Below are 22,296 nucleotides of genomic sequence, written 5' to 3'. Positions count from 1 at the left end.
CGGTCAGCTCACGAACGACAGGTCGGCAAAGTAGCATTGCTGCAGCCCCTTGACGACGTAGCGCTTGACGGTGGGAATCGAGATGCCCAGGGCTTCGGCCACCTGGGCGTGCGTGTGGCCATCGAGCTGCGACAGCAGGAACGCCTGCCGCACCAGCGGTGGCAGGCCGTCGAGCAACTGATCGAGTTCCAGCAGGGTTTCGAACAGGATCGCGCGGTCTTCCGGCGAGAGTTCGACGTCGCGCGGCGCCAGGGCCAGCGCTTCCAGATACGCGCGCTCCAGTTGCTCGCGGCGCCAGTGGTTGGAGACGAGGTTGCGCGCCACCGTCGTCAGGTAGGCGCGCGGTTCGTCCAGACGGGCCGGCACGCGTTCGCTGTGCAGCAGCCGGACGAAGGTGTCGTGGGCCAGGTCGGCCGCCTGCTCGGCGCTGCCCAGCCGCCGTTGCAGCCAGCCCTTGAGCCATGCATGGTGGTCGCAATAGAGCGACTCGATGGTCGAAGGAAAGAGGGAGCCTGGCGTACTCATGATCTAGCCCGTCGTGGGTCGACTACACGCAGCCCCGTGAGCGGTCTCCGGCGAGCCATGCAGCTAACTATTGTCACAAATGAGAATCATTATTATTAACAGAAAGCTGACGCGTCTGTCAAATAAATGGGCATATCACGCGGAGGGAATACGTTGCGCGAACAACACAGACATAGGGCGCCACGGTTTGTGATGCCCGGGCCATTCGGGTTGGCCCGTGGCGGGCGGGTACTGCAAACGGGTTATTTTCCCGCGCCTATTTGAATTCTGACAAAAATGTAATGCATTAATGGTTGGCGAAAACCCTGCATATACCTTTCGCGCCGCAAAACTTCACCTATAAATATGCCTACGTGTTGCGAACTGGTGTCACGCTCCACGCCTCCGCCCGCTTGTGCTAGCCTGCGGGCTTTTTTTTGCCTGTCGATAATCCATGCATTCCCCGCGATTATTAATGGCAAATGGTTGATCTTTCCCCCGCATCAATCCCTCCCGGCATGGTGAAAACCCTGCCCAGCCTTTATCTTGACTAACCTGGCATATCACATACCTTATACCTATCGCGGCTCACGATTACGCGAACATTACGTCGAACATTACAAATCTGTAATTCATTCGGCGTTTTTCAATATGTCGGAGGTTTGATATGGGATACGAATAACACGTTGGTGCGGTGCCTGGGATCCACCACCGGGCAACAGTTCTGGCGCGCTTCGGTACCAACTCGCAATCGGGCAATGGCGGTCCTGCGCAGCATTTCAAGCAAATCCATAAGCACAACAACAAAAATAACGATGACACAGGAGACACGCAAATGCACACGACCGCATTAAGGTTCGAACGCACGGTGCCGGTGTATCGAACGACATTTCCCACAAAGGCAGGCCATTCGATTACAGGGAGCGCGCAATGACTTACGCAACGTCGGGGGCCATGCGCCCCAATCCGCAGGTTTCGGAACGCCGCCGCTGGCTGCAGCTCCTGGTCGGCGTGGTCTGCATGATCGCCACGGCCAATATCCAGTACGCCTGGACATTGTTCGTGCCGGAAATCCAGGACACATTCGGCTGGTCACGCGCCAATATCCAGATCGCCTTTACGATCTTCGTGCTGGTGCAGACCTGGCTGGCGCCGATCGAGGGGTATTTCATCGATAAATTCGGGCCCCGCCTGATGGTGGCGTTTGGCGCACTATTCATCGGCTTCGCCTGGGTGATCAATTCGCAGGCCACCACGCTGATGGGCTTCTACGTTGGCGCCGCCGTGGGCGGGCTGGGCGTGGGGTCGATCTACGCCACCTGTATCAACAACGCCATCAAATGGTTCCCGGACCGCCGCGGCCTGGCCGTGGGCCTGACGGCCGGCGGCTACGGCGCGGGCTCGGCGGCCACGATCCTGCCGATCGCGGCGATGATCGAGTCGCAGGGCTTCCAGCACACGTTCATGTTCTTCGGCATCCTGCAGGGCTCGCTGGCGTTCCTGGCCGCGTGGTTCCTGCGCGCGCCGCAGGCGAACGAGGTGAAGGCGTCCAGCAAGATCTACCAGTCCACGCGCGACTACACGCTGGGCGAAGCGCTGCGCACCAAGCTGTTCTGGCTGATGCTGGTGATGTTCGTGCTGGTGGTGACGGGCGGCATGATGGCCGTGGCGCAACTGGGCGTGATTGCCAAGGACCTCGGCGTCAAGGAGTTCAAGGTCAACCTGTACTTCTTCACGATGGCCGCGCTGCCGCTGGCGCTGATGCTCGACCGCGTGATGAACGGCATCTCCCGACCGTTGTTCGGATGGATTTCCGACAACATCGGCCGAGAGAAGACGATGGTGATCGCGTTCTCGCTCGAAGGCATCGGGATCATCGCGCTGGGCTACTTCGGCAGCAACCCGTACGCGTTCCTGATCCTGTCGGGGCTGGTGTTCCTGGCGTGGGGCGAGGTGTATTCGCTGTTCTCGGCACTGGCCGGCGACGCGTTCGGCACCAAGCACATCGGCAAGATCTACGGGGTGCTCTATACCGCGAAGGGGATCGGCGCGCTGTTCGTGCCAATCGGCAACCTGATGATGGAGGCCACGGGCACATGGTCCACTGTGCTCTACACCGTGGCGACGATGGACCTGATGGCCGCGTTCCTGGCGTTCACGGTACTGAGACCGGTGTTCTCCAACCACGTGGCGGCCGCGAAACAGCGATACGCGGACGAGCAGAGGGCGGGTACGCAGGTGCCAGCCTGACGCGAATGGAAGGGCGCCCATGGCGGGCGCTATGGAAAAATGGGGCGCTCCGGCGCCCCATTTTCTTTCTCCCAGCCCCTCAGGCCAGTTCCCGCTCCGGCACCGCTGCCGGACGGGTGGCTTCTGCCGGCCGCCTGCCGGCCAGCCGCCGGTACCGGCCCAGCGCCCACAGCGGGAAGTACGCCGTGTAGCCGTGGTACTTCAGGTGGAAGATGCGCGGGAAGCCCGGGGCGTTGTGGAACGGGTGCGTCCAGAAGCCGTCGTCGCCCTGGTTGCGCACCAGCCACGCCACGCCGCGTTTCACCGAATCGGATTCATGCTCGCCCAGCGCAAGCTGGCCCAGCAGCGCCCAGGCGGTATGTTCGGCCGTGCTGCCGGCCGCGTGCGTGCCGGCCAGTTCGGGATGCAGGTAGCTGTCGTTCGTCTCGCCCCAGCCGCCGTCGGCCAGTTGCTTGCCGCGCAGCCAGTCCACCGCCTTGCGCACCATCGGCAGCTTGCGGTCGACGCCGGCCAGCGCCAGGCCGGCCAGTACGCTCCACGTGCCATAGATATAGTTGGTGCCCCAGCGGCCCCACCAGCTACCGTCGGGCTGCTGGGTGTCGCGCAGGTAGCCGATGCAGCGGTCGCGCGCCGTGGCGTCCTGTGGGCGGCGGGTCACGCCCATGGCCAGCAGCATGCGGCCGGACACGTCCTCGGTCGGCGGGTCCAGCAGGGCGCCGTGGTCGGCGAACGGGATGGCGTTCAGGTAGTCGCGGTCGCAGTCGGCGTCGAACGCGCCAAAGCCGCCGTTCTTCGACTGCAGGCCGATCGACCAGTCCAGCGCGCGGTCCACGTGCGGCTGGAACCGTTCCGCCTGGCCCGTGCGCTGGCCGTGCGCGTGCAGCATGGCCAGCACCACCGCGGTATCGTCGATGTCGGGGTAGTAGGGATTCTCGTACTGGAACGCCCAGCCGCCCGGCCGGGTGCCCGGCGCGGCGTTGTGCTGCCAGTCGCCGGTCAGGTCCAGCACCTGGCGCGCGGTCATCCAGTCGTAGCCGCGCGCGATGGCCTGGGCCGAGCGCGGGCTGGCCGGCGCCTGTTCCAGCGCCATCAGGCTCCACGCGGTGTCCCAGACCGGCGAGAGGCAGGGCTGGCAGTACGACACGCCGTCGTCGCGATGCACCACCAGCTTTTTCAGCGCGTCCATGCAGTCGCGCCGCATCGGATGGTCCTTGGCATAGCCCATCAGCACCATCATCTCGTAGGCGTAGACCATGGGCGGGAAAATGCCGCCGAAGCCGTCCTCGCCGTTCATCCGCTCCTCGCTCCAGCGCACCGCCCGCTCGATGGCCTTGCGGCGCAGCGCGCGCGGGATCAGCGGTTCCACGTGGCGCACCACGCGGTCCAGCTTCAGGAACAGGCCCTGCAGGCCGCGCTTGCGCGGAAAGTACCCGGTCTCCAGCTCGGGCGGCGTGACGAACAGTTCCTGCACGTGGATGCCGAGCGGATTCCTGGCGCGCGCCCGCATCGAGCACAGCACCAGCAGCGGCACCATCGTGGTCCGCGCCCAGTACGCCACCTTGTCCATGTGGATCGGCGCCCAGCGCGGGAACAGCACGAACTCCACGGGCATGAACGGCGTGGCGCGCCACGGCACCTCGCCGAACGTGGCCAGCAGGATGCGCGTGAAGACGTTGGATTTCGCCGCGCCCCCGTGCGCCAGGATGGCGTCGCGCGCCTGCACCATGTGCGGAGCGTCGGGCGAATCGCCGGCGGCCTTCAGCGCAAAGTACGCCTTGACGCTGCACGACACGTCGACGTCGCCGCCGTAGTACAGGTCCCACGCGCCGTGCCGGTCGCGTCGCTGCAGCGCGCGCAGGTAGCGCGCCATGCGGGCCTGCAGCGCGGTGTCGATCTCGTCGACGAAATGCATCATCAGGATGTATTCGGCCGTGATCGTGGCGTCCGATTCAAGTTCGAAACACCAGTGGCCGTCGGGCTGCTGCAGGTCCAGCAGGGCGTCGCGGGCGCGTTCCAGCGCGGCATCGAGATCCGATGCCGGAATGTCTTGGGGCGTCATGCTTGTTCTGTTGCCGGGCGCGGGCGGGTCATCTGTTCGAGTTGGCGCACCAGCGCCGCGCGTTGTGTGGGATCGATCGAGCGATGGCCGAGCAGGTCGGCCAGCCACAGGCCGTCGGCGGCCAGCCGGCACAGCAGCAGCCGCGTGGCATCGTCGCACCCCGCGGCGTCATGCTGCAGCGACGCGGCCTCCCATGCCTGGTAGGGCATGCGGAATTCGGGGCGGGCCATGACCAGCATCATCGCGGCCTTCCACAGCTCGCGCTCGCCGGCCTCGACAAAGCCGTCGGCCGACGCGCGCAGGTAGGCGCGCGTATGGCGGCCGTGCGGTTCGGTATCAGACGCCGCCACGGTCTCCACCTGGCGCTTGAAATGGTCGAGCACCTCGCTCGACAGCGCCTGCAGCAGTTCCTGCTTGCTCGAAAAGTGGTGTTGCAGGCCCCCCTTGGACACGCCGGCGCGGGCCGCGACGGCGTTGAGCGTGACCGCGCCAATGCCTTCCTCGACCAGCAGGTCGATGGTGGCGGCGATCAGGCGGTCGCGGATCAGCTGGGGCTGCTTGGGGCGGCGGTGGGCTTCGCTCATGGCGGCGGAAGATACCATCCGGACGGATTGTTTGCAATGTGGGCCCGACGCCGCGCGCCAATGTCTACATATGTCTACATGCGTGTAAAAGCTTCAGCCGGGGCGGCGGCCGGCCGTTAGTGCGCTGCAGCATCGACAACGGTTTTCCTGATACGCGACCATGCCCACCAGACTTTCGATCCGTTTCCGCCTCAACGCGGCCCTGGCCGTGCTGGCCGCCTTGCTGACCCTGATCGGCATCATCGGCGTGTTCGGCATGCGGGCGTCCATTGCCGATATCCGCGAGATCTACACCAACCAGCTTGCCTCCACGCGCTACGTGGCGGCGTCGCAATTGAACGCGGCCGTGGTGCGCACCACGCTGGACCGCGCCGTGTTCCACCCGGACGCGGCCGACGTGCCGGCCACCATTGACAAGGCCGCCGCCTACCGCGACAAGTCCGAGCAGGCGTGGCGCGCCTACCAGGCGCTGGCCAAGTCGCCGGAGGAGCAGGCGCTGTCCGACAAGGTGGCGGCGCTGCGCCAGCGGTTCTTCACCGAAGGTGTCGAGCCGCTGGTGGCTGCGCTGCGCGCCCACGACACGGCCGCCGTCGACCAGCAGGTCATGGCTCGCATCCCGCCAATGTTCGTCGAACTGACCGCCGCCGTGAACGCGCTGGAACGCAACCAGAGCGACCAGGCGCAGCAGATGTACGAGCACGCCACGGCCCGCTCGCAACGGTTCCTGTGGATGGTGATCGGTGCCATCGGCGTGGGCATCGCCGGCGCGCTGGCCTGCGCCATCGGCCTGCGCCGCGCCATCTCGGTGCCGCTGGTGCGCATGCTGGAAAGTTTCGGCCGTATCTCGCAGGGCGACCTGACCGAGCGCATCCGCGCCACCAGCCACGACGAAATGGGCGACCTGACGCAGGGCCTGCAGCGGATGCAGTCGGGGCTGGTCGATGCCATCCACACGATGCGCGGTGGCAGCGACGCCATCGCCACGGCCACGCGCCAGATCGCGGCTGGCAACCTGGACCTGTCGCAGCGCACCGAGCAGCAGGCCAGCGCGCTGCAGGAAACGGCGGCCAGCATGGAACAACTGACGGCCATCGTGCGCCAGAACGCCGAGAACGCCCACCAGGCCAACCTGCTGGCCGCCGAAGCGTCCGACACCGCGTCGCGCGGCGGCGAGGACATGCGCAACGTGGTGTCGACGATGAGCGGCATCCAGCAGGCGTCGCGCCGCATCGGCGAAATCACGGCCGTGATCGAGGGCATCGCGTTCCAGACCAATATCCTGGCGCTGAACGCCGCCGTGGAGGCCGCGCGGGCCGGCGAGCAGGGCCGCGGCTTTGCCGTGGTGGCGGGCGAGGTGCGCGAACTGGCGCAGCGCTCGGCGTCGGCGGCCAAGGAGATCGTGCAGCTGATTACCGATACTGTCGATCAGGTGGAAGCCGGCACGCGGCAGGTGGACAAGGCCGGCACGACGATGCAGGACCTGGTGCAGGCCGTGGGCCGCGTCACGTCGATCATGGGCGAGATCAGCACCGCGTCGCGTGAGCAGAGCGCCGGCATCGACCAGGTCGGCAAGGCCGTCACGCAGATGGACCAGATGACGCAGCAGAACGCCGCGCTGGTGGAAGAGGCCGCCGCGGCGGCCCAGGCGCTGGAGGAACAGGCCGACGTGCTGCGCGCCTCGGTGTCGTCGTTCCAGGTGCCGGCGCAGGCCTGAGCCGCCGGCCGCCCGGTCAGTCCCGGCTCAGAGCGGCGCGAAGCGCAGCCGCTCGTCTTCCAGCCGCCCGTGGAACATCTCCGCCGGGCGCACCCACGGCGACGTGTCATGCGGCCAGAGATGGACGTAGACAGTCAGCACGTCGCCGTCTTCCGAATGTTTCGCCTCAAAGACGCGACGGTATAGCCCGCCCTTGTAATGGCGATGGGTGGCCAGCTTCAGCGCCTCGGCCTCGCTGGCGGGGCGGTAGCGCGGATTGCGGCCTTCGCCGAATTCGCTGACGAGCGCGAACGCCTGCGTGATCGCGTCGATGTCGGTGTCTTGCATGGAAAGCTCCGGTACGGCCCGCGTGCGCAGGCAAGGCCCGGCATTCTACGCGGCGCCGCCGGGCGCGCTCAGATGGCCTGCTGGCGCGTCAGCCGGGCGCGGCAATGGATGCAGGCGTCGCGCACCATGAAGTTCACCAGCGTGGGCGACACGCCCAGCTGCGACGCGATGTCCTTCTGCGCCATCCCCTGCACGCGGCACATCTCGAACGCCCGCTGGGTGCGCTCGGGCAGCTCCGCCAGCGCCCCGGCCAGCGCGCACAGCGCCTGCCGGCCGATCATGATCAGGTCCGGCGCGGTGGTGGGCGACGGCGCGTTGATGCCCTCGTCCTCGTCGGCCATCCATCGCTGCTCCAGCGACTGGCGCCGATAGGTGTCGATGGCCAGGTTGCGCACCACCTGGAACAGGTAGCTGAGCCGGCAGCGGATGGCGCCGTCGTCGGTCATGTCGCGCAGCCGCAGGAAGGCGTCCTGCACCACGTCTTCGGCCACGTCGCGCGAGCCGACGATGCGGGCGGCGGCACCCACCAGCGCGCGCCGGTTTTCCATGAACAACCCTAATAGCGTGTCTGCGCCCACGGGCGCGGCGGGGCGTTTCTCAACTTCGGTTGCGGGAATCACGGGGGCGGCTCCTAGGGGCTGATGCAGTCAGGAGCAGGTACGTTAATAATAATGAGAATGATAGTCAATTAACTAAACTGTAACCCTGTTGTTACTTCAGGCGCCGAAACTGTCACGATTCCAGCATGTGGAAGCCATTAAATTGCGCGATGGCTGGTTCGTCTAGGGAAACGGCCATGCGGGAGCGGCTCGATTAAATTTCCGACCGCGCCGCTCGTCACCATTCGATTAGGGATACACCGGGCTGGTCGCGGACAGCGCCAGACCGCTGTGGCGCCGGGGCAACTCCGGCAAAAAGCCTTGTCGACGGAAGGGGATCGCCGCGATGGACGGGCGGCAGGCGAGGCGGGCGGGTCCGCCCGGCCATGTGCCGATGCGGACCCGGAAAGCGGGCGAGTGGAAGGCTGGCGCTCAGGCCGCGGCGGCCTGGCTTGCGGCGGCCGCCGACTGAGGCGTCCAGCCACGGCCGGCGTGCAGCGCGTCGTGGATCGCGCTGGCGATTTCCTCGGCGCGCACCGGCAGCACGGACAGCAGCGTGTCGCTCAGGCCATGGCTGCTCTGGCAGAAGCCTTGCAGATAGACCGGCACGGCCAGTTCCGCCGACGCCTGCACGCGATAGTTGCGGTCGACCGAAAAGTCGCCCAGGTGGTCCGCCAGCGGCGCCAGCAGCCGCCGGTGGCTCTCGCGCTCGTAGCCGGTGGCCAGCACCACGGCGTCATAGCGGCGCGTCTCGGTATCGGATGCCCCGCCGGAAGCGCGCCCGGACCCGCCGTCCGCACCGGACATCGCCGTCGGCGCCGTCGACCCGATCGTCAGCTCCACGCCATGCGCACCCGCGTGGGCGGCCAGCGCCGCCTTGCAGGTCAGCAGGTTCACGCGGAACTGGCCGCTCACCTTCTGGCGGTACAGCATCGCGTAGATGCGCTCGATCAGGTCGGCATCGATCACCGAGTAGTTCGTGTTCAGGTATTCGTCGATCAGCCGGTCGCGGCCGGCCTGCGTCTGTTCGTAGACCACGTCGGTGTAGGCCGGCGCAAAGATCTCGTTGACGAACGGGCTGTCGTCGGCCGGTTTCAGCGCCGCGCCGCGCACCAGCCAGTCCACCTTGGCCGACGGATAGTTGTCGTGCAGGTCGATGAACGCCTCGGCGGCGCTCTGGCCCGCGCCGACCACGGCAATCCGCATCGGCTCGCCGGCCGCGCACGGCTGCTGGCGCACCCAGTTCAGGTAGCCGCTGTGATGGGTGATGCGGGCATGCCCGCGCAGCCCGGCAAACGCTGCCGGAATGCGCGGCGTGCCGCCCGTGGACAGCACCACCGACCGCGCCACCCGCACGCGCTCGCGGCCCTGGCCGTCGACGGACACCACCCGCACGCGGTCGATGCGCCCATCGGCGCCGCGCTGACCATCGGGCTCCACGCGCTGCACGTCCTCGCCCAGGCTGCACTGGTCGGCAAAGTGGCTGGCGGCCCAGCGCAGGTAGTCGTTGTATTCCATCCGGCTCGGATAGAACGTGCGCAGGTTGATGAAATCCACCAGCCGGCCGTGCCGGTGCAGGTAGTTGACAAAGCTGTACGGGCTGGTGGGGTTGCGCATCGACACCAGGTCTTTCAGGAACGAGATCTGCATCTCGCTCTGCGATACCAGCGTGTTGCCGTGCCAGTGGTACTGCTGCTGCTTTTCCAGGAAGTGGGCGTCCAGCGGGCGGCCGGCATCGGCCTGCTCCTGCAGCGCGATGGCGAGCGCCAGGTTGGACGGCCCGAAGCCGATGCCAATCACGTCATGGACGGCGGGTGAGAGGTCGCGAAGCGTCATGGGTTCGGTCCTTGGCTGAAACAAGTCGGGAAGGGCGGGACGGCTCCCGCGGGCTGGCAGGGGAATCAGGGGCGCGGGGCGTCCGGCGCCGGCAGCAGCAGGTGCTCGCCGAAGAACCGCTCGCGCAGCAGCATCACCAGCATCGCGCGCTTGTGCGGGAAGTCGAACTCCTTGATCTTCGAGAAGCCTGCCTTGTCCAGGTTGGCAATCTGGCGCACGTGGTCGGCGCGCGGCTCGCCGACGATGCGCTGCGTGCGCGGATCGTCCAGGAACTGGTAGTGCTGGATGGCCGGGAACCACGCGGTCAGGAACTGCTTGCCGCGGAACGCCGGCTCGCCGATCAGCACGTGCCAGCCGCGGTCGTGATCCTGCGCGTCGTAGAACGGCGCGATGCGGTTTTCCTTGGCCCAGTAGACCTCGAAGTAGCCGAACGGCGTGTCGTCGAACGCGGCAATCAGCGGCAGCATGTGGCGGTCGTCGATCAGCCCCTGCAGATAGGCGCGATGCTTGGCCTCGTCGCCTTCCTCGTTCCAGAAGTACGCCACGTCGGGGTCGTTCATCCAGCGATGCAGCAGCGGCAGGTCGCGCGCCAGTTCGGCGGCGCGCAGCGTCAGCGTCTGGCCCAGCCAGGGGATGTACCGCGCGTAGACCACGCCGGACGGCTTGGGCGGGCGCTGCGGGTGGCGCTTGCCGTCCGTGATCGCGTAGCGCAGCGGATACGGGCCGGCGGACGGCGCCAGGTACAGCTCCGGCCGCTGCCAGAGCTGGCTGGCGTGCGCGCTGCCGTTGTCGAACACGCCCAGGCTGGCAAGCTGCCGCTCGGCGTCGCGCGATTCGATGCGCAGCCGCAGCGTGCGTGCGGCGCCATGGGCAAAGGCGGCATCGAGCGCGGCCATCGCCGCCGGCACCAGCGCGTCGGCGTCGCCTTCGAGCAGTTGCAGCGCGTTGGTGTCCAGCGCAAAGCGCGCGAGCTGGCGCTCGTCCTGCGTCACCGTGAGGCACTGGCCGTCATGGCGGCTCGTGCAGCGCAGCGCCGGCTGGGCGGCAAAGGATAGGTGGGTGAAGGCGGGAATCGGAGTCGGCATCGTTACTGTCCTGCGGAATGAGCGGGCATCGCTGCGTGGATCGGCATGCCTGTTGAGACGATGGACGTGGCGCGCGATTTACAGCGCGTCGGCCGTCTGCTGCACCGTCGCCGTGAAATGCCGGGCCAGCGCCCCGGCGATGTCGTCGAGCGCCTGCCCGGCCTCGGCCACGATGTTCCCCATGCGCAGGAACTCGTGGACCATGCCCGGGTACTCGCGCACGGTCATCGGCACGCCGGCTGCGGCCAGCTTGCGGCCGTAGGCTTGGCCCTCGTCGCACAGCGGGTCGCACTCGGCCAGCACGATCCACGCGGGCGCCACGCCAGCGTGATCGGCCGCGCGCAGCGGCGCAAAGCGCCAGTCCTCGCGGTCGCGCGCGTCGCGCAGGTACTGGCTGTAGAACCACTCGATCGTGTCGGTATCGAGCAGGTGGCCCTGGCCGTATTGCCGGTGCGAAGCCGTGTCCGTGGTGCCGCCCAGCCCCGCGTAGCACAGCACCTGCAGGCAAGGCCGGGGCAGCGCCGGATCGTCGCGCGCGGCCAGTGCCAGCACGGCGCTCAGTGTGCCGCCGGCACTGTCGCCCCCCACGGCGACGCGTGCCGGATCGAGCCCCAGCGCCGGCGCCTGCGCGCCCAGCCACGCCAGCGCGTCGATGGCGTCATGCACGGCCGTCGGAAACTTGTGCTCGGGCGCCAGCCGGTACGCTACCGACACCACGGCGCACGGCGTGCGCGCGGCCAGCGCACTGCATAGCGCTGCATGGGAGTCCAGGCTGCCCACCGTGAAGCCGCCGCTGTGAAAGTGCAGCAGCACGGGCAGCGGATCGCCATCGCCATGCGCGCGAGGGGCGTAAAGCCGGGCGTCGATGCGCTGGCCGTCGCGCGTGGGAATCGACAACGGCTCGACGCGGGGCAGCGGGGCGGGCGGCAGATCCAGCGCTGTCGACGCCGCGTCGAATTCGCGCCGCGCCTGCGCCGGCGTCAGTTCATGGATGACCGGGCGCTTGCCCGTGGCGGTGGCCATTTCCACCATGTCGAGCAGGGCTTCGAGATCGGGATGCAGGGGCATGGGATACGGGGCTGGGAATGCGTCAGGCGGCGGACGCCACGGGCAGCGGCTGGCTGTGCGTCGGCGCGGCGGAATCGGCCACGATCTGGCCGTTCTCGATCTTGATCATGCGGTCGGCCAGGTCGAAGTAGCGGTCGTCGTGCGAGATCACGAGCACGGCCTTGCCCTGCGCGCGCAGTTCCGGCAGCACCTCGCGATAGAAAATGTCCTTGAACAGCGGGTCCTGGTCGGCGGCCCATTCGTCCAGGATCAGCACCGGGCGGCGTTCCAGGCAGGCCACGATCAGCGCCAGCCGCTTGCGCTGGCCCTGCGACAGCGCCTGCGTGCTGAAGCGGCCATCGCGCACGCTGACCTTGTGGCCAAGCTGGAAGCGCGCGATCAGCCGGTTGGCCAGCGCCTCGTCCTGCGGGTCGTGGGCCAGCAGCGTGTCGAACAGGTGGAAGTCCGAGAACACGGCCGAGAACAGCGCGCGATAGTCGGCCAGATGCGCGGCATCGGCGGGCCGGCCGTTGTGCAGCAGGTGGCCCGACAGCGGCGGATACAGCCCCGCAATCAGCTTGGCCAGCGTGGTCTTGCCGCTGCCGTTGCCGCCCACCAGGAACACGATCTCGCCGGCGTGAAGCGTCAAATCGACCGGCCCCAGCGCAAAGAAGCTGTTCTCGGCCTCGTGGAAGTAGCGATGGCTGGCGCCGTCCAGCGCCACCGACGCAAACGGCGCGGCGGCCGGCGCGCGCGGTGGCGCCTCCGGCTCGGCATCGGCGCCCAGCGCCTCGATACGCGCGTAGGCCACGCGGCCCATGCTCAGCGCCGGCAGCGCGTTGAGCAGCGATTCCAGCGGCGACATGATGTACAGGAACATGATCGTGAACCCGGTCATCACGGCGGGGTCCAGCGGCGTGGCGCGCGGCGCGAACAGCACGCCGCCGATCACCGCGAAGAACAGGAAGCTGCCAAAGCCCAGCGCGACGAAGAAGATCGACAGGCCGCGCGTGCGCGCGCTGCGCACCGCTTCGAGCGTGGTCCCCAGGCTGTCGCGCAGGAAGCTGCGCTGCTTGTCGTGGTTCAGCTTCAGTTCGCGGGCGCCGGCCACCAGCGCCTTGAACTGGCCGTGCAGCGCATCCTGCGCGGTGCCGGCCTGCTTCAGGTGCACCAGCGCGCGGCGGTGGTTCAGGTGATAGACCCACGAGCCGATGCCCAGGATCGCGCAGGCGATGCCGAACGTCGGCAGCGACAGCCACGCCAGGTAGCCCAGGCAGCCCAGCACCACCATCGCGTTGGTCAGCACCACGGGAATCACCGACAGGCCATTGGCCACGTGCTGGCTGTCGTCGGCCAGCGCGGCCTGCACGCGCGCGTTGCCGGTCTGCTCGATGTGGGGGTAGGGCGCGCCGATAAAACGCTCGCAGATCTGCGCCCGGATGCGCGCCAGCGCACTCTGGCTCACGCGCACGAACAGCGTGGACGCCAGCGTGCGGCAGGCCAGCACCGCAATGGCCAGCGCCGCGAACGGCAGCGCCAGCCGCGGCGCGTCGGCGCCCTGGGTGGCCAGCACACGGTTGATCAGCGCGACCATGCTGACGGCGCAAAGGCCCGCGGCAAGACTGGCCCCGGCGGCCAGGACGATGGTCAGCCGCAGTTTGCGCGGCAACGAAGCAATGAGCGACATGCGGGAAGGGGATCGGATCGACACTGTCTGGAAGACGGGTGGCGACGGCCGAAAGTTAGGGCCCAGGCAGGGGTAAATTTCGCGGCGGGCTATCCGTCTGCTGTGGAAAGCGGTGCGCCATGTTTCCTCCGCTCTCCCGCACGCGGGGGGAGGGGCCGGGAGTAAAGGCCAGCGCCTCCAGCACCGCCACCCTCAAGCCCAACCCATGCTTCCCTTCCTGGCCCCTTACTTCCCCGGCCCGCTGCGCCCCTTCGCGGACCGCCTGTGCCTGGCGGCGCCGGCTGACGCCGTGCCGCAGCCGTGGGTCACCGAGGCGCTGGCACGCGTCGCGCAGGCGCTGGGCTGCGCCGATCGCCGCCCGCTGGCGGCTGCGTGGTTCCGCGACTACACGAAGGCTGTGCTGCCGGGCGCGCTGGTGGCGGCGGCCGTGTATCGGCGGTGCCTGCCGTTCGACCGGGCGTCGCTGCAGCTCGCGGCAAACGGGTATCTCGGCCGCCTGAACCTGCCCGACGATGGCGAGCAGGCGCCAGCCGGTACCCCGTTGCCGGCCTTGCTGTCACCGCTGGTCCATGTGGAAATGCCGAAGGTCGTCGCGGCGCTGGCCGCGGCTGCCAGGGTGCCCGAGCGATTGCTCTGGTGCACCGGGGGCGTCGCCGCAACCGGCATCGCGCGCCAGGTGGCGGTCCATCCGGCGCTGTCCGCCGGGGCAAGGGAAGAAGTGCTGGCGTGGATCGGCCACGCGGTGTCCGCCGACGGCCTCGCCAATCCGTTGCATGGCGCGTTCCGCCCCGGCGCGGAGCCCGGTGTGCCGGGCGTGGCGCCGGTGCGGCGCATCTGCTGCCTCAGCTACCGGCTGCCGGCGGAAGGCCACTGCGGCACGTGTCCGCGCGTGGCGGTCAGTGCTGCGCGTCCCGCGCGCGCCATTGGCGCCACAGCCACCACGCCGTGACGGCCACGGGCACGCCAAGCCCGACCCAGCACAGCGCGTCCCACGCGCCATCGCCAAAGATGCCGGCGGCCAGCCCTGCCAGCGACAGCGCGCCCAGCAGCCCCGGCATCGGCCACGTATCGTCCATCAGCTTCATGCCTGGTCTCCCGACAACTGCGGTGGCAGCGGCGCGCGCGCGTCCTCGCGGCTGCGGCGCGGCCGCTTGAGCCAGAAGATGAAGCCGGTGACCGTCGCGCCGGCCGTGATGACGGTCAGCAGCGCCCACAGGATCTGCAACGGCCGGCCCGCATAGTCGCCAAAGTGGAACGGCGCCGACAGCAGCAGCACCTGCAGGTACCACGGCATGCCGCGCACGGCGGCCACGCTGCCGTCCCCGGCGTCGACCAGCACGATGGCATAGACGCGCTTCTGCAGCTCGGTATGGCCGCGCAGCACCACGCCATAGTGGCGGCCGGTCGAGAATTCGGTATTGGGATAGAACACGAAGGCCGGGTCCTTGCCCGGCACCTCGCGGTGCGCCTGCTCCAGCGCGCGGTCCACCGGCACGAACGTGGCCGGCGTGGGGCCGGGCAGCGTGGCGATCAGGTGCTGGAGCTCGGTCTTCTGCCACACGCCGATGATCAGCGGCGAGAACGACAGGAACGTGCCCGTCAGCCCCACCACCAGCGCCCAGACCATCACGACGATGCCGAACAGGTTGTGCAGGTCGGCCTGCACGATCCGCACCGGCTTGCCGAACCGCACCAGCCCGAACGCCAGCTTGCGCATGAATGGCCCGTAGACCACCAGCCCGCTGATCAGGCTCAGCACGAACAGCACGCCGATGAAGCCGATGAAGAACTGCCCGGGCAGCCCCAGGAACAGGTTCAGGTGGAGCTTCAGGATGAAGCCGCTGAACGTCTCGCCCGGCGGGCCCGGCTTGCGCGTGGCGCCCGTGGCCGCGTCGAACTGCGTGGTCGTGCCGTTGCGCAGCTTCGGCTCTCCGGGCGGGCCCACGCGCACGCCCACGGCATCGGCATCGTCGTCGGCAAACGATATCGACTTGGCCACCTGGCCGGGATGCGCGGCCTGTGCGGCATCGACCAGCGACTGCAGCGGCGGACGCTGCGCCGGCACGGCCACGGTGCGCTCGGCGGCCACCAGGCCGTGGTGCTCCTGGCCCAGCAGGGCGTCGATGTCCTCGTGGAAGATCAGCAGCAGCCCGGTCACGCACAGCACCAGCAGGTTCAGCGTGCAGAGCAGGCTGGTCCAGCGGTGGATGGCATACCAGATGCGCAGGGTGGGGGCTTTCATGTGGGCTCCTGAGCGGCGCGGCCCCGCCGCCGGCAGGTACCGGAGGCGGGGCCGTTCAGGCCGGTGACGCGCAGCTTACCAGCGGTAGCTGGCCGTGCCGATGATGGTGCGGCGGCGGCCGTAGTAGCAGTTGGTCGCGCTGTCGCAGGCCGCCACGTACGTCTTGTCGAACAGGTTGTTGATGTTCAGGCGCAACGTGTAGTGCTTGGCAAACGAGTAGCTGGCGGCCAGGTCGAACAGCGTGAACGCCGGCACCTCGGTCACGTTGGTCTGGTCGTAGGTCTTGCTTACGTAGCGCACGCCGCCGCCCAACCACACGCCCTGCAGGAAGCCGAAGTTGCTGCCCAGGCGGTAGTCGGCCCACAGCGACGCCATGTGCTTCGGAATGTACTGCGGCGTCTTGCCCGCGTTCGGCGCGCTCGGGCCGGCCGCGGTGACTTCCGCGTCGGTGTACGTGTACGACGCCAGCACGTTCAGGTTCGGCGTGACAGCCCAGGTGCCTTCCAGCTCCACGCCGCGCGAGCGTACTTCGCCAATCTGCGAGAACTGGCCCGACACCGGCGACGTGGTCAGCACGTTTTCCTGCGTCAGGTTGAACAGCGACAGCTGCGCAAAGCTGCGGCTGCCGGCGGGCTGGAACTTCAGGCCGGCCTCGTATTGCTTGCCGGTGGTGGGCTTGGGCGTGCCGCCGCCGAACAGCGTGGTGGCGCCGGTGGGCTCGAACGACGTGGAGTACGAGAAGTACGGCGACAGCCCGTACGGGCCTTCCCACAGCACGCCGGCGCGGCCGGTGAACTTGCCGTCGTTGGTGCCGGTGTTGGCCACCGCACCCGTTGCCAGCGTCTTGGTATCGGTATCGACACGGGCCTTGTCGTAGCGGCCGGCGGCCTGGAAGACAAAGCGGTCCGCCACGCGCAGCATGTCCTGCAGGTAGAAGCCGATCTGGCTGCGGCGCACGTCGCTGTCGGTCTGGTAGGCCGTGCGCACGAAGTTGCCGTACTGCGGGTTGAAGATGTTCAGCGGCGGCTCGGTGGTGGCGGTGGGGATGCCGGAGGCCGGCGTCACGGCGGTCTGGCCCAGCAGCCGGTCGAAGTGCGACCATGAATAATCCACGCCGGCCAGGATCGTGTGATCGAAGATGCCGTGCTTGACCTTGACCTGGGCCTGGTTGTCCACCGTGAACACGTCGAACGATTCGCTCGAACGCAGGCCCAGGCGGCGCAGCAGGTACGGGCCGTTGGGCGGGTTCGCCACCAGGCCGCTGTTGCTGCCGATGTTCTCGTAGCTGGCGTACTGGTGCGCGTAGCGCAGGTTCTGGCGCAGCGTCAGCGTGTCGTTGACGCGGTGCGAGAACTCGTAGCCCGCCACGTACTGCTCGCGCTTGAAGCGGTCAAAGCCGGGCTCGCCGGTGAACAGGCTGGTCGGGATCTTCGACCCGTTGGCCAGCGGCGTGATGGTGCCCAGCGCGGGCAGGAAGTTGGCGCTGTTGCCGGCGTCGTCGTGCAGGACCTGCGTGTAGAACGTGAAGTTCGTATCGGCGGTCGGGCGCCACGTGATCTGCGGCGCGATGAAGAAGCGGTTGTCGTCGGCGTGGTCGGTCTGGGTGCCGCTGTCGCGCGCCAGCGCGGTCACGCGGTAGAGCACCTTGCCGTCCTGGTCCAGCGCGCCGGTGAAGTCGCCCGAGACTTCCTTGCGGTTGTAGTTGCCGAAGCTCAGGTTGATCTCGTTGGACGACTCGGCCTGCGGACGCTTGCTGACCTGGTTCACCAGCCCGCCCGGCGACGTCTGGCCGTACAGCACCGACGACGGCCCGCGCACGATATCCACGCGCTCCAGGCTGTACGGGTCGATGTCCCAGTAGGCATAGCCGCCGGACCACGGCAGCTTCAGGCCGTCCAGGTACTGGCCGTTCTGCGCGGCGTTGAAGCCGCGGATGTAGAACGTGCCGCGCCGCGTGTCGACGATCGGCTGCGTGCGCACGCCGGCGCTGTAGCGCAGCGATTCCTCGACCGTGGTCGAGCCCTGGCTGCGGATCTGGTCCGCCGTGATCACGCTGATCGACTGCGGCGTGTCCTCGATCGGCACGTCGGACTTGGTGCCCGAGGTCGACTTCTTGCCCGCCGGCCCGTAGTTTTCGGCCACGGTGTCGGCGCGTACGCTGACCGTGGGCAGCGTGGTCTCGCTACCCGTGGCCGGTGCGCTGGTCTGCGCGTACGCGGCCTGCATCGATACGGCCAATGCCAGCGCGGTCAGCGCGAACGGTTGACGGCTCCCCTGGGTCTGGCTCGACCCACCGCTTCTACCCCTTTTCATATTTCTCCTGATTTCTGCAGTTTTTCTGATGGCGCGCACATTCTAAATACAAATCATTCGCATTTCTATTGCGAGGCGATTGCGGAATACCTACGTCGGGAGGGTTGCGGCACGGCGGTCTGCTACGTCGGCGGCGGACCCTGTCGTGCCAGGCGCCGGCGCGGGGGCATCGAGCCAGCGGGCAAGATCGGCCAGCAGCCGGGGATCCCGGACGATGGCGTGGTGGTCCACGCCGTCCAGCACGGCCTGGCCGGCCGGCTCGCCAGCCCGTTGCGCCAGCCGTGCGATGGCATCGTCACGACCCGTGCGCCACCACACAAACCGTGGCGCCTGTACGACAGGTACGGCCGCCTCCGCCGATACCAGCCCGCCAAGCCGATGCGCGGCGACGAACATCTGGGCCAGTTCGTCGGCGCCGGGCACCCCCTGCGTCGACGCCACCAGTGGCACCAGCAGTGCGGCCACGCCAGCCACATCGGGCGCGGCGGCCACCGGCGTGGAGATCGCCAGCGGCGCGCTGCCGGGCAGCAGGCGCGCGGCGAACGCCTGCAACGCGGCGGGCCAGCCCGGTGCCTGGGTATCGTCCGCTGGCGCGGCCTCGGGCACGAACGGGTCCACCAGGCCCAGCCATTCCACTGCCTGCCCCTGCTGTTCGAGCTCGCGGGCCATCCAGGTAGCCAGCGTGGCGCCGACCGACCAGCCGAGCAGGCGATACGGCCCCTGTGGCTGCGCGGCGCGCCATTCGCGCACGTAGTCGGCCGCCAGCGCGGCCAGCGACGTGTCGCGCCACGCCGGATCGCCCACCGCGCGCGACTGGAAGCCGTAGACGGTGCAGTGGCGCCCCAGCGCGGCGGCGATGGCGTCGTAGTCGAACAGCGTGCCGAGCGCCGCGTGGACCACCGCCACCGGCGGCAGCGCGCCGGCGGCCGGCCCCTGCACCAGCACGCGCAGCGCCGTCGGCGCGGACGGTGCCTCGGCCTGCCCGTCGGGCAGCAACTGGCCGATGGTCGGCGTACGCATCAGGTCGCGCAGCTTCAGGTCGATGCCAAGCGTCTTGTTGGCCCGCACCCGCGAAATCACCTTCAGGCTCAGCAGCGAATCGCCGCCCAGCGTGAAGAAGTTGTCGTCCAGCCCCACGCGCGCCACGCCCAGCACGTCTTGCCAGACCTGCGCCAGCCAGCGCTGGGCCTCGGTGCGCGGCGCAACGAACTGGTCGGTCGTCACGGCCTCGGGCGCGGGCAGCGCGCGGCGGTCCAGCTTGCCGTTCGGCGTCATCGGCAGCGCGTCGAGCACCACAAACGCGGCCGGCACCATGTAGTCGGGCAGTTCGGCAGCCAGCGCGGCGCGGATTGCGTCGACGTCGATGCGCACCCCGTCGGCGGCGACGACATAGCCCGCGAGCCGCGCACCGGATGGCCCGTCCACCGCCAGCACCGCCGCATGGGCAACGCCAGCCTGCGCGGCAATCCGCGCCTCGATCTCGCCCGGCTCGATCCGGAAGCCCCGGATCTTGAGCTGCTGGTCGATCCGGCCCAGGTATTCAAGCTGCCCGTCGGGCAGCCAGCGGGCGAGGTCGCCAGTGCGATAGAGACGTGCGCCGTCGTCGGCAAACGGGTCCGGTACGAAGCGCTCGGCCGTCATCGCCGCGCGGTTCAGGTAGCCGCGCGCCAGGCCCTCGCCGCCGATATACAACTCCCCGGCCACGCCGGGCGGCACGAGGTTCAGTTCGGCATCGAGCAGGTAGCAGCGGCGGTCGCCCACGGGGCGGCCAATCGGCGCATACGTACCGGTGAAGTCGGCCGCGTCGGCCCGGACCTTCCACACCATCGGCGTGACCACGGTCTCGGTCGGGCCGTAGCCGTTGATGTAGGTCTGGGCACCCAGCGCCCGGCGCGCCTGCGCAAAGGCACCGCGCGGCATCGCTTCGCCGCCGAACGAGTAGAGCGCCACCGGCGGATGCTCGCCGCGTTGCTCGCAATGCTCGGCCAACTGGCGCAGGTAGGCCGGCGGAAAACCGGCGTTGGTCACGCCGTGGCGGGCCATGGCCTCGGCGGTCTGCTCGGGCGTCCAGAGCGTGTCATCGCGCAGCACCAGCGAGCCGCCGCAAGCCAGCGCGCAAAGCCAGCGCTCGTGGGCGCCATCGAACGCGAACGACAGGAAGTGCAGCTCGCGCGAGGCGGGCGTCATCTCGTAGAGGTCGATGGTCGCCGCCACATGCATCGCCAGCGGCCCGTGCGACACGCACACGCCCTTGGGCCGGCCCGTCGAGCCCGACGTGTAGATCACGTAGGCCAGCTGGTCCGGATGGACGGCGACCTCGCCCAGCGGCGCCACATCGGCACTGACCATGTCGAGCGTCAGCACGGGCAGCGCGGCGGGGGCCGGCAACACGTCGAGCAGCGCCGGCTCGGTCACCAGCAGCCGGATTGCGCTGTCGTCGAACAGGTACGCCAGCCGGTCCTTCGGATAGCTGGGATCAAAAGGCACATAGGCCGCCCCGGCCCGCATCACGGCCAGCAGCGCCACGATGATGTCGGGCGAGCGGGACAGCGCGATGCCGACGCGATCCTCTGCGCTGATGCCGCGCGCACGCAGCGTGGCCGCCAGCCGGCCCGCACGGGCCAGCAGATCGCCATAGCGCAGCGACTGCTCGCCGCAGATCACGGCGATGGCGTCAGGCTGCGCGGCGGCATGGCGGGCGATATGGGCGTGGACGGGCAGGCAGTCATCGGCCGGCGCGATGCCGTGGCCGATCTGCAGCAGTGCCGCCAGCGCGTCCGGCGTCAGCAGGCTCCAGCGGCCCACCGTGCCGGCCGTGTCGATGCCGGCCAGCAGCGCCATCATCTGTGCGCCCAGCCGTTCCACCTGCGCCGCGTCGAACGCACGCCGCATGTACGTGAAGCTCAGCCGCAGCGTCTGCCGCAGGCTCACCTCGACGTCCATCTCGTACTCGGTCAGGCCCGTGCTGCCCTGGGTCTCCAGCCGCAGCCCGCTGCGCGTGGCCGACGCCAGCGCGTCTTCCAGCGGGAAGTTCTCGAACACCAGGATGCTGTCGAACAGACGCTGCCCGGCCTGGCCGCCCCAGCGCTGGATATCGGACAGCGGCGTGTGGCCGTGCTCGCGCGCCGCCACGTTGAACGCCTGCAGCTGCCGCAGCCACTCGCCGATATCCTGCTCGGCGCGCGGCGTGGCGATGACCGGCAGCGTGTTGATGAACAGCCCCAGCATCTGCTGCGCGCCCGGCACGTCGGCCGGACGGCCCGCCACGGTGGCACCGAACGCCACGCGCCGCTGGCCCGTGTAGCGCTGCAACAGCAGCAGCCACGCGGCCTGCACCACGGTGTTCAGCGTCACCTTGTGCGCGCGGGCAAAGGCGGCCAGCCGGTCGGTCATCGCCTGGCTGCACGCCTGCTGCAACAGGCCGTAGCCCTGGCCCGACCCGGGCGCCTGCACGGTCTCCGCCAGCCGCGTCGGCGTGTCGAAACCGTCCAGCGCACCGGCCCAGAACGTCCGTGCCGCATCGGCATCGCGCATCTGGAGCCAGCCGATGTAGTCGGCAAAGCGGCCCGCCGGCGCGTTCACCGGCTCGCCGGCATAGCGCTGCAGCACTTCGCCCAGCAGTTGCGACGTGCTCCAGCCGTCGACCAGCAGGTGGTGGACCGTCCACACCAGATGATGGCGGGCGGCACCGGTGCGCACCAGCGCCAGCCGCATCAGCGGCGGCTGTTCGAGGTCGAAGCCCCGTGCCAGTTCGTCGGCCGCCAGGGCGTCCAGCGCGGCCGCGTGGTCGTCGCGGCCCGACCAGTCATGCTCGGCAATCGGCAGTGCCACGTCGTGCGCCACCCATTGCAGCGGCTGCTCGCCGCGCGGGACAAAGCCCGTGCGCAGCGTGTCGTGGCAGGCCAGCGTGTCCTGCCACGCCCGCGCAAAACGGGCCGGGTCCAGCCCGTCGATGTCAACGCGCAACTGGTTGATGTAGGCATGGCCGGCATCGGCCCGCGCCACGCTGTGGTACAGCATGCCGGCCTGCATCGGCGACAGCGGATAGA

The 22,296-nt window shown here is 68.7% G+C and carries 15 protein-coding genes and 1 pseudogene; 3 read left to right on the top strand and 13 right to left on the bottom strand.

Features of this window, described 5'->3' with window-relative positions:
• Nucleotides 1-3 precede the first annotated feature (3 nt).
• Nucleotides 4-525 carry a sigma-70 family RNA polymerase sigma factor gene (locus tag QTN24_RS10340; protein ID WP_124685222.1) on the bottom strand — a complete coding sequence of 174 codons (522 nt, stop codon included), beginning with the start codon at nucleotides 523-525 and terminating at the stop codon, nucleotides 4-6.
• A 909-nt stretch (nucleotides 526-1,434) separates the two neighbouring features.
• Here QTN24_RS10340 and oxlT point away from each other — a divergent pair.
• Nucleotides 1,435-2,754 carry an oxalate/formate MFS antiporter gene (oxlT, locus tag QTN24_RS10335; protein ID WP_124685221.1) on the top strand — a complete coding sequence of 440 codons (1,320 nt, stop codon included), beginning with the start codon at nucleotides 1,435-1,437 and terminating at the stop codon, nucleotides 2,752-2,754.
• A 79-nt stretch (nucleotides 2,755-2,833) separates the two neighbouring features.
• Here the strand turns inward: oxlT and shc are convergent, their stop codons facing one another.
• Both shc and QTN24_RS10325 read right to left on the bottom strand, forming a co-directional pair.
• The gene (shc, locus tag QTN24_RS10330; RefSeq protein WP_313836848.1) at nucleotides 2,834-4,813 is read right to left on the bottom strand and encodes a squalene--hopene cyclase; all 1,980 of its coding nucleotides are present in this window, start codon (nucleotides 4,811-4,813) and stop codon (nucleotides 2,834-2,836) included.
• Nucleotides 4,810-5,397, bottom strand: a complete 588-nt coding sequence (locus QTN24_RS10325; RefSeq protein WP_124685219.1) for a TetR/AcrR family transcriptional regulator — start codon at nucleotides 5,395-5,397, stop codon at nucleotides 4,810-4,812. Before QTN24_RS10325 ends, shc begins: the two co-directional genes overlap by 4 nt.
• 160 nt (nucleotides 5,398-5,557) lie before the next feature.
• Between QTN24_RS10325 and QTN24_RS10320 the strand changes: the two genes are divergently transcribed.
• Nucleotides 5,558-7,111 (top strand): methyl-accepting chemotaxis protein, encoded by a 1,554-nt coding sequence (locus QTN24_RS10320; protein ID WP_313836842.1) that lies wholly within the window; start codon nucleotides 5,558-5,560, stop codon nucleotides 7,109-7,111.
• Nucleotides 7,112-7,138: 27 nt separating this feature from the next.
• Here QTN24_RS10320 and QTN24_RS10315 read toward each other — a convergent pair whose 3' ends face one another.
• The 6 genes from QTN24_RS10315 to QTN24_RS10290 all read right to left on the bottom strand — a co-directional run bounded on the left by QTN24_RS10315 (nucleotide 7,139) and on the right by QTN24_RS10290 (nucleotide 13,692).
• A complete protein-coding gene (locus tag QTN24_RS10315; protein WP_253700388.1) occupies nucleotides 7,139-7,333 on the bottom strand; it encodes a DUF1653 domain-containing protein in 195 nt (64 codons plus the stop codon).
• A 173-nt stretch (nucleotides 7,334-7,506) separates the two neighbouring features.
• A complete protein-coding gene (locus QTN24_RS10310) occupies nucleotides 7,507-8,058 on the bottom strand; it encodes an RNA polymerase factor sigma-70 (RefSeq protein ID WP_301337491.1) in 552 nt (183 codons plus the stop codon).
• 411 nt (nucleotides 8,059-8,469) lie between these two features.
• Nucleotides 8,470-9,873: a lysine N(6)-hydroxylase/L-ornithine N(5)-oxygenase family protein gene (locus QTN24_RS10305; protein ID WP_313836839.1), complete on the bottom strand. Its 1,404-nt coding sequence runs from the start codon at nucleotides 9,871-9,873 to the stop codon at nucleotides 8,470-8,472.
• Between the two features lie 65 nt (nucleotides 9,874-9,938).
• Nucleotides 9,939-10,958 carry a GNAT family N-acetyltransferase gene (locus tag QTN24_RS10300; RefSeq protein ID WP_313836837.1) on the bottom strand — a complete coding sequence of 340 codons (1,020 nt, stop codon included), beginning with the start codon at nucleotides 10,956-10,958 and terminating at the stop codon, nucleotides 9,939-9,941.
• Between the two features lie 78 nt (nucleotides 10,959-11,036).
• Nucleotides 11,037-12,026 (bottom strand): alpha/beta hydrolase, encoded by a 990-nt coding sequence (locus QTN24_RS10295; RefSeq protein ID WP_313836835.1) that lies wholly within the window; start codon nucleotides 12,024-12,026, stop codon nucleotides 11,037-11,039.
• Between the two features lie 22 nt (nucleotides 12,027-12,048).
• Nucleotides 12,049-13,692: a cyclic peptide export ABC transporter gene (locus QTN24_RS10290; RefSeq protein ID WP_313836831.1), complete on the bottom strand. Its 1,644-nt coding sequence runs from the start codon at nucleotides 13,690-13,692 to the stop codon at nucleotides 12,049-12,051.
• Between the two features lie 205 nt (nucleotides 13,693-13,897).
• Between QTN24_RS10290 and fhuF the strand changes: the two genes are divergently transcribed.
• Nucleotides 13,898-14,641, top strand: coding sequence for a siderophore-iron reductase FhuF (gene fhuF, locus QTN24_RS10285; protein ID WP_313836821.1), 744 nt, complete (start codon nucleotides 13,898-13,900; stop codon nucleotides 14,639-14,641).
• On the opposite strand, the gene QTN24_RS10280 is transcribed toward fhuF, so the two are convergent.
• From QTN24_RS10280 to QTN24_RS24935, 4 genes and pseudogenes are all read right to left on the bottom strand, one after another.
• Entirely contained in the window at nucleotides 14,589-14,777 is a 189-nt protein-coding gene (locus tag QTN24_RS10280; protein WP_313836819.1) for a hypothetical protein, read from the bottom strand. The two genes, fhuF and QTN24_RS10280, sit on opposite strands and share 53 nt — an antisense overlap.
• Nucleotides 14,774-15,934 (bottom strand): PepSY-associated TM helix domain-containing protein, encoded by a 1,161-nt coding sequence (locus QTN24_RS10275; protein WP_124685209.1) that lies wholly within the window; start codon nucleotides 15,932-15,934, stop codon nucleotides 14,774-14,776. The genes QTN24_RS10280 and QTN24_RS10275 overlap by 4 nt, the downstream gene beginning before the upstream one ends.
• Nucleotides 15,935-16,009: 75 nt before the next feature.
• Nucleotides 16,010-18,247, bottom strand: a complete 2,238-nt coding sequence (locus QTN24_RS10270) for a TonB-dependent siderophore receptor (RefSeq protein WP_313836816.1) — start codon at nucleotides 18,245-18,247, stop codon at nucleotides 16,010-16,012.
• Between the two features lie 90 nt (nucleotides 18,248-18,337).
• Nucleotides 18,338-22,294, bottom strand: a pseudogene (locus QTN24_RS24935) (amino acid adenylation domain-containing protein); the annotation flags it as partial.
• Nucleotides 22,295-22,296: the final 2 nt, after the last annotated feature.

This window comes from Cupriavidus sp. SZY C1 (assembly GCF_032190535.1).
Classification (GTDB): Bacteria; Pseudomonadota; Gammaproteobacteria; order Burkholderiales; family Burkholderiaceae; genus Cupriavidus; species Cupriavidus pauculus_C.
Note: the sequence above shows the minus strand (reverse complement) of the source record. Positions and strands in the feature narration are given on the sequence as shown.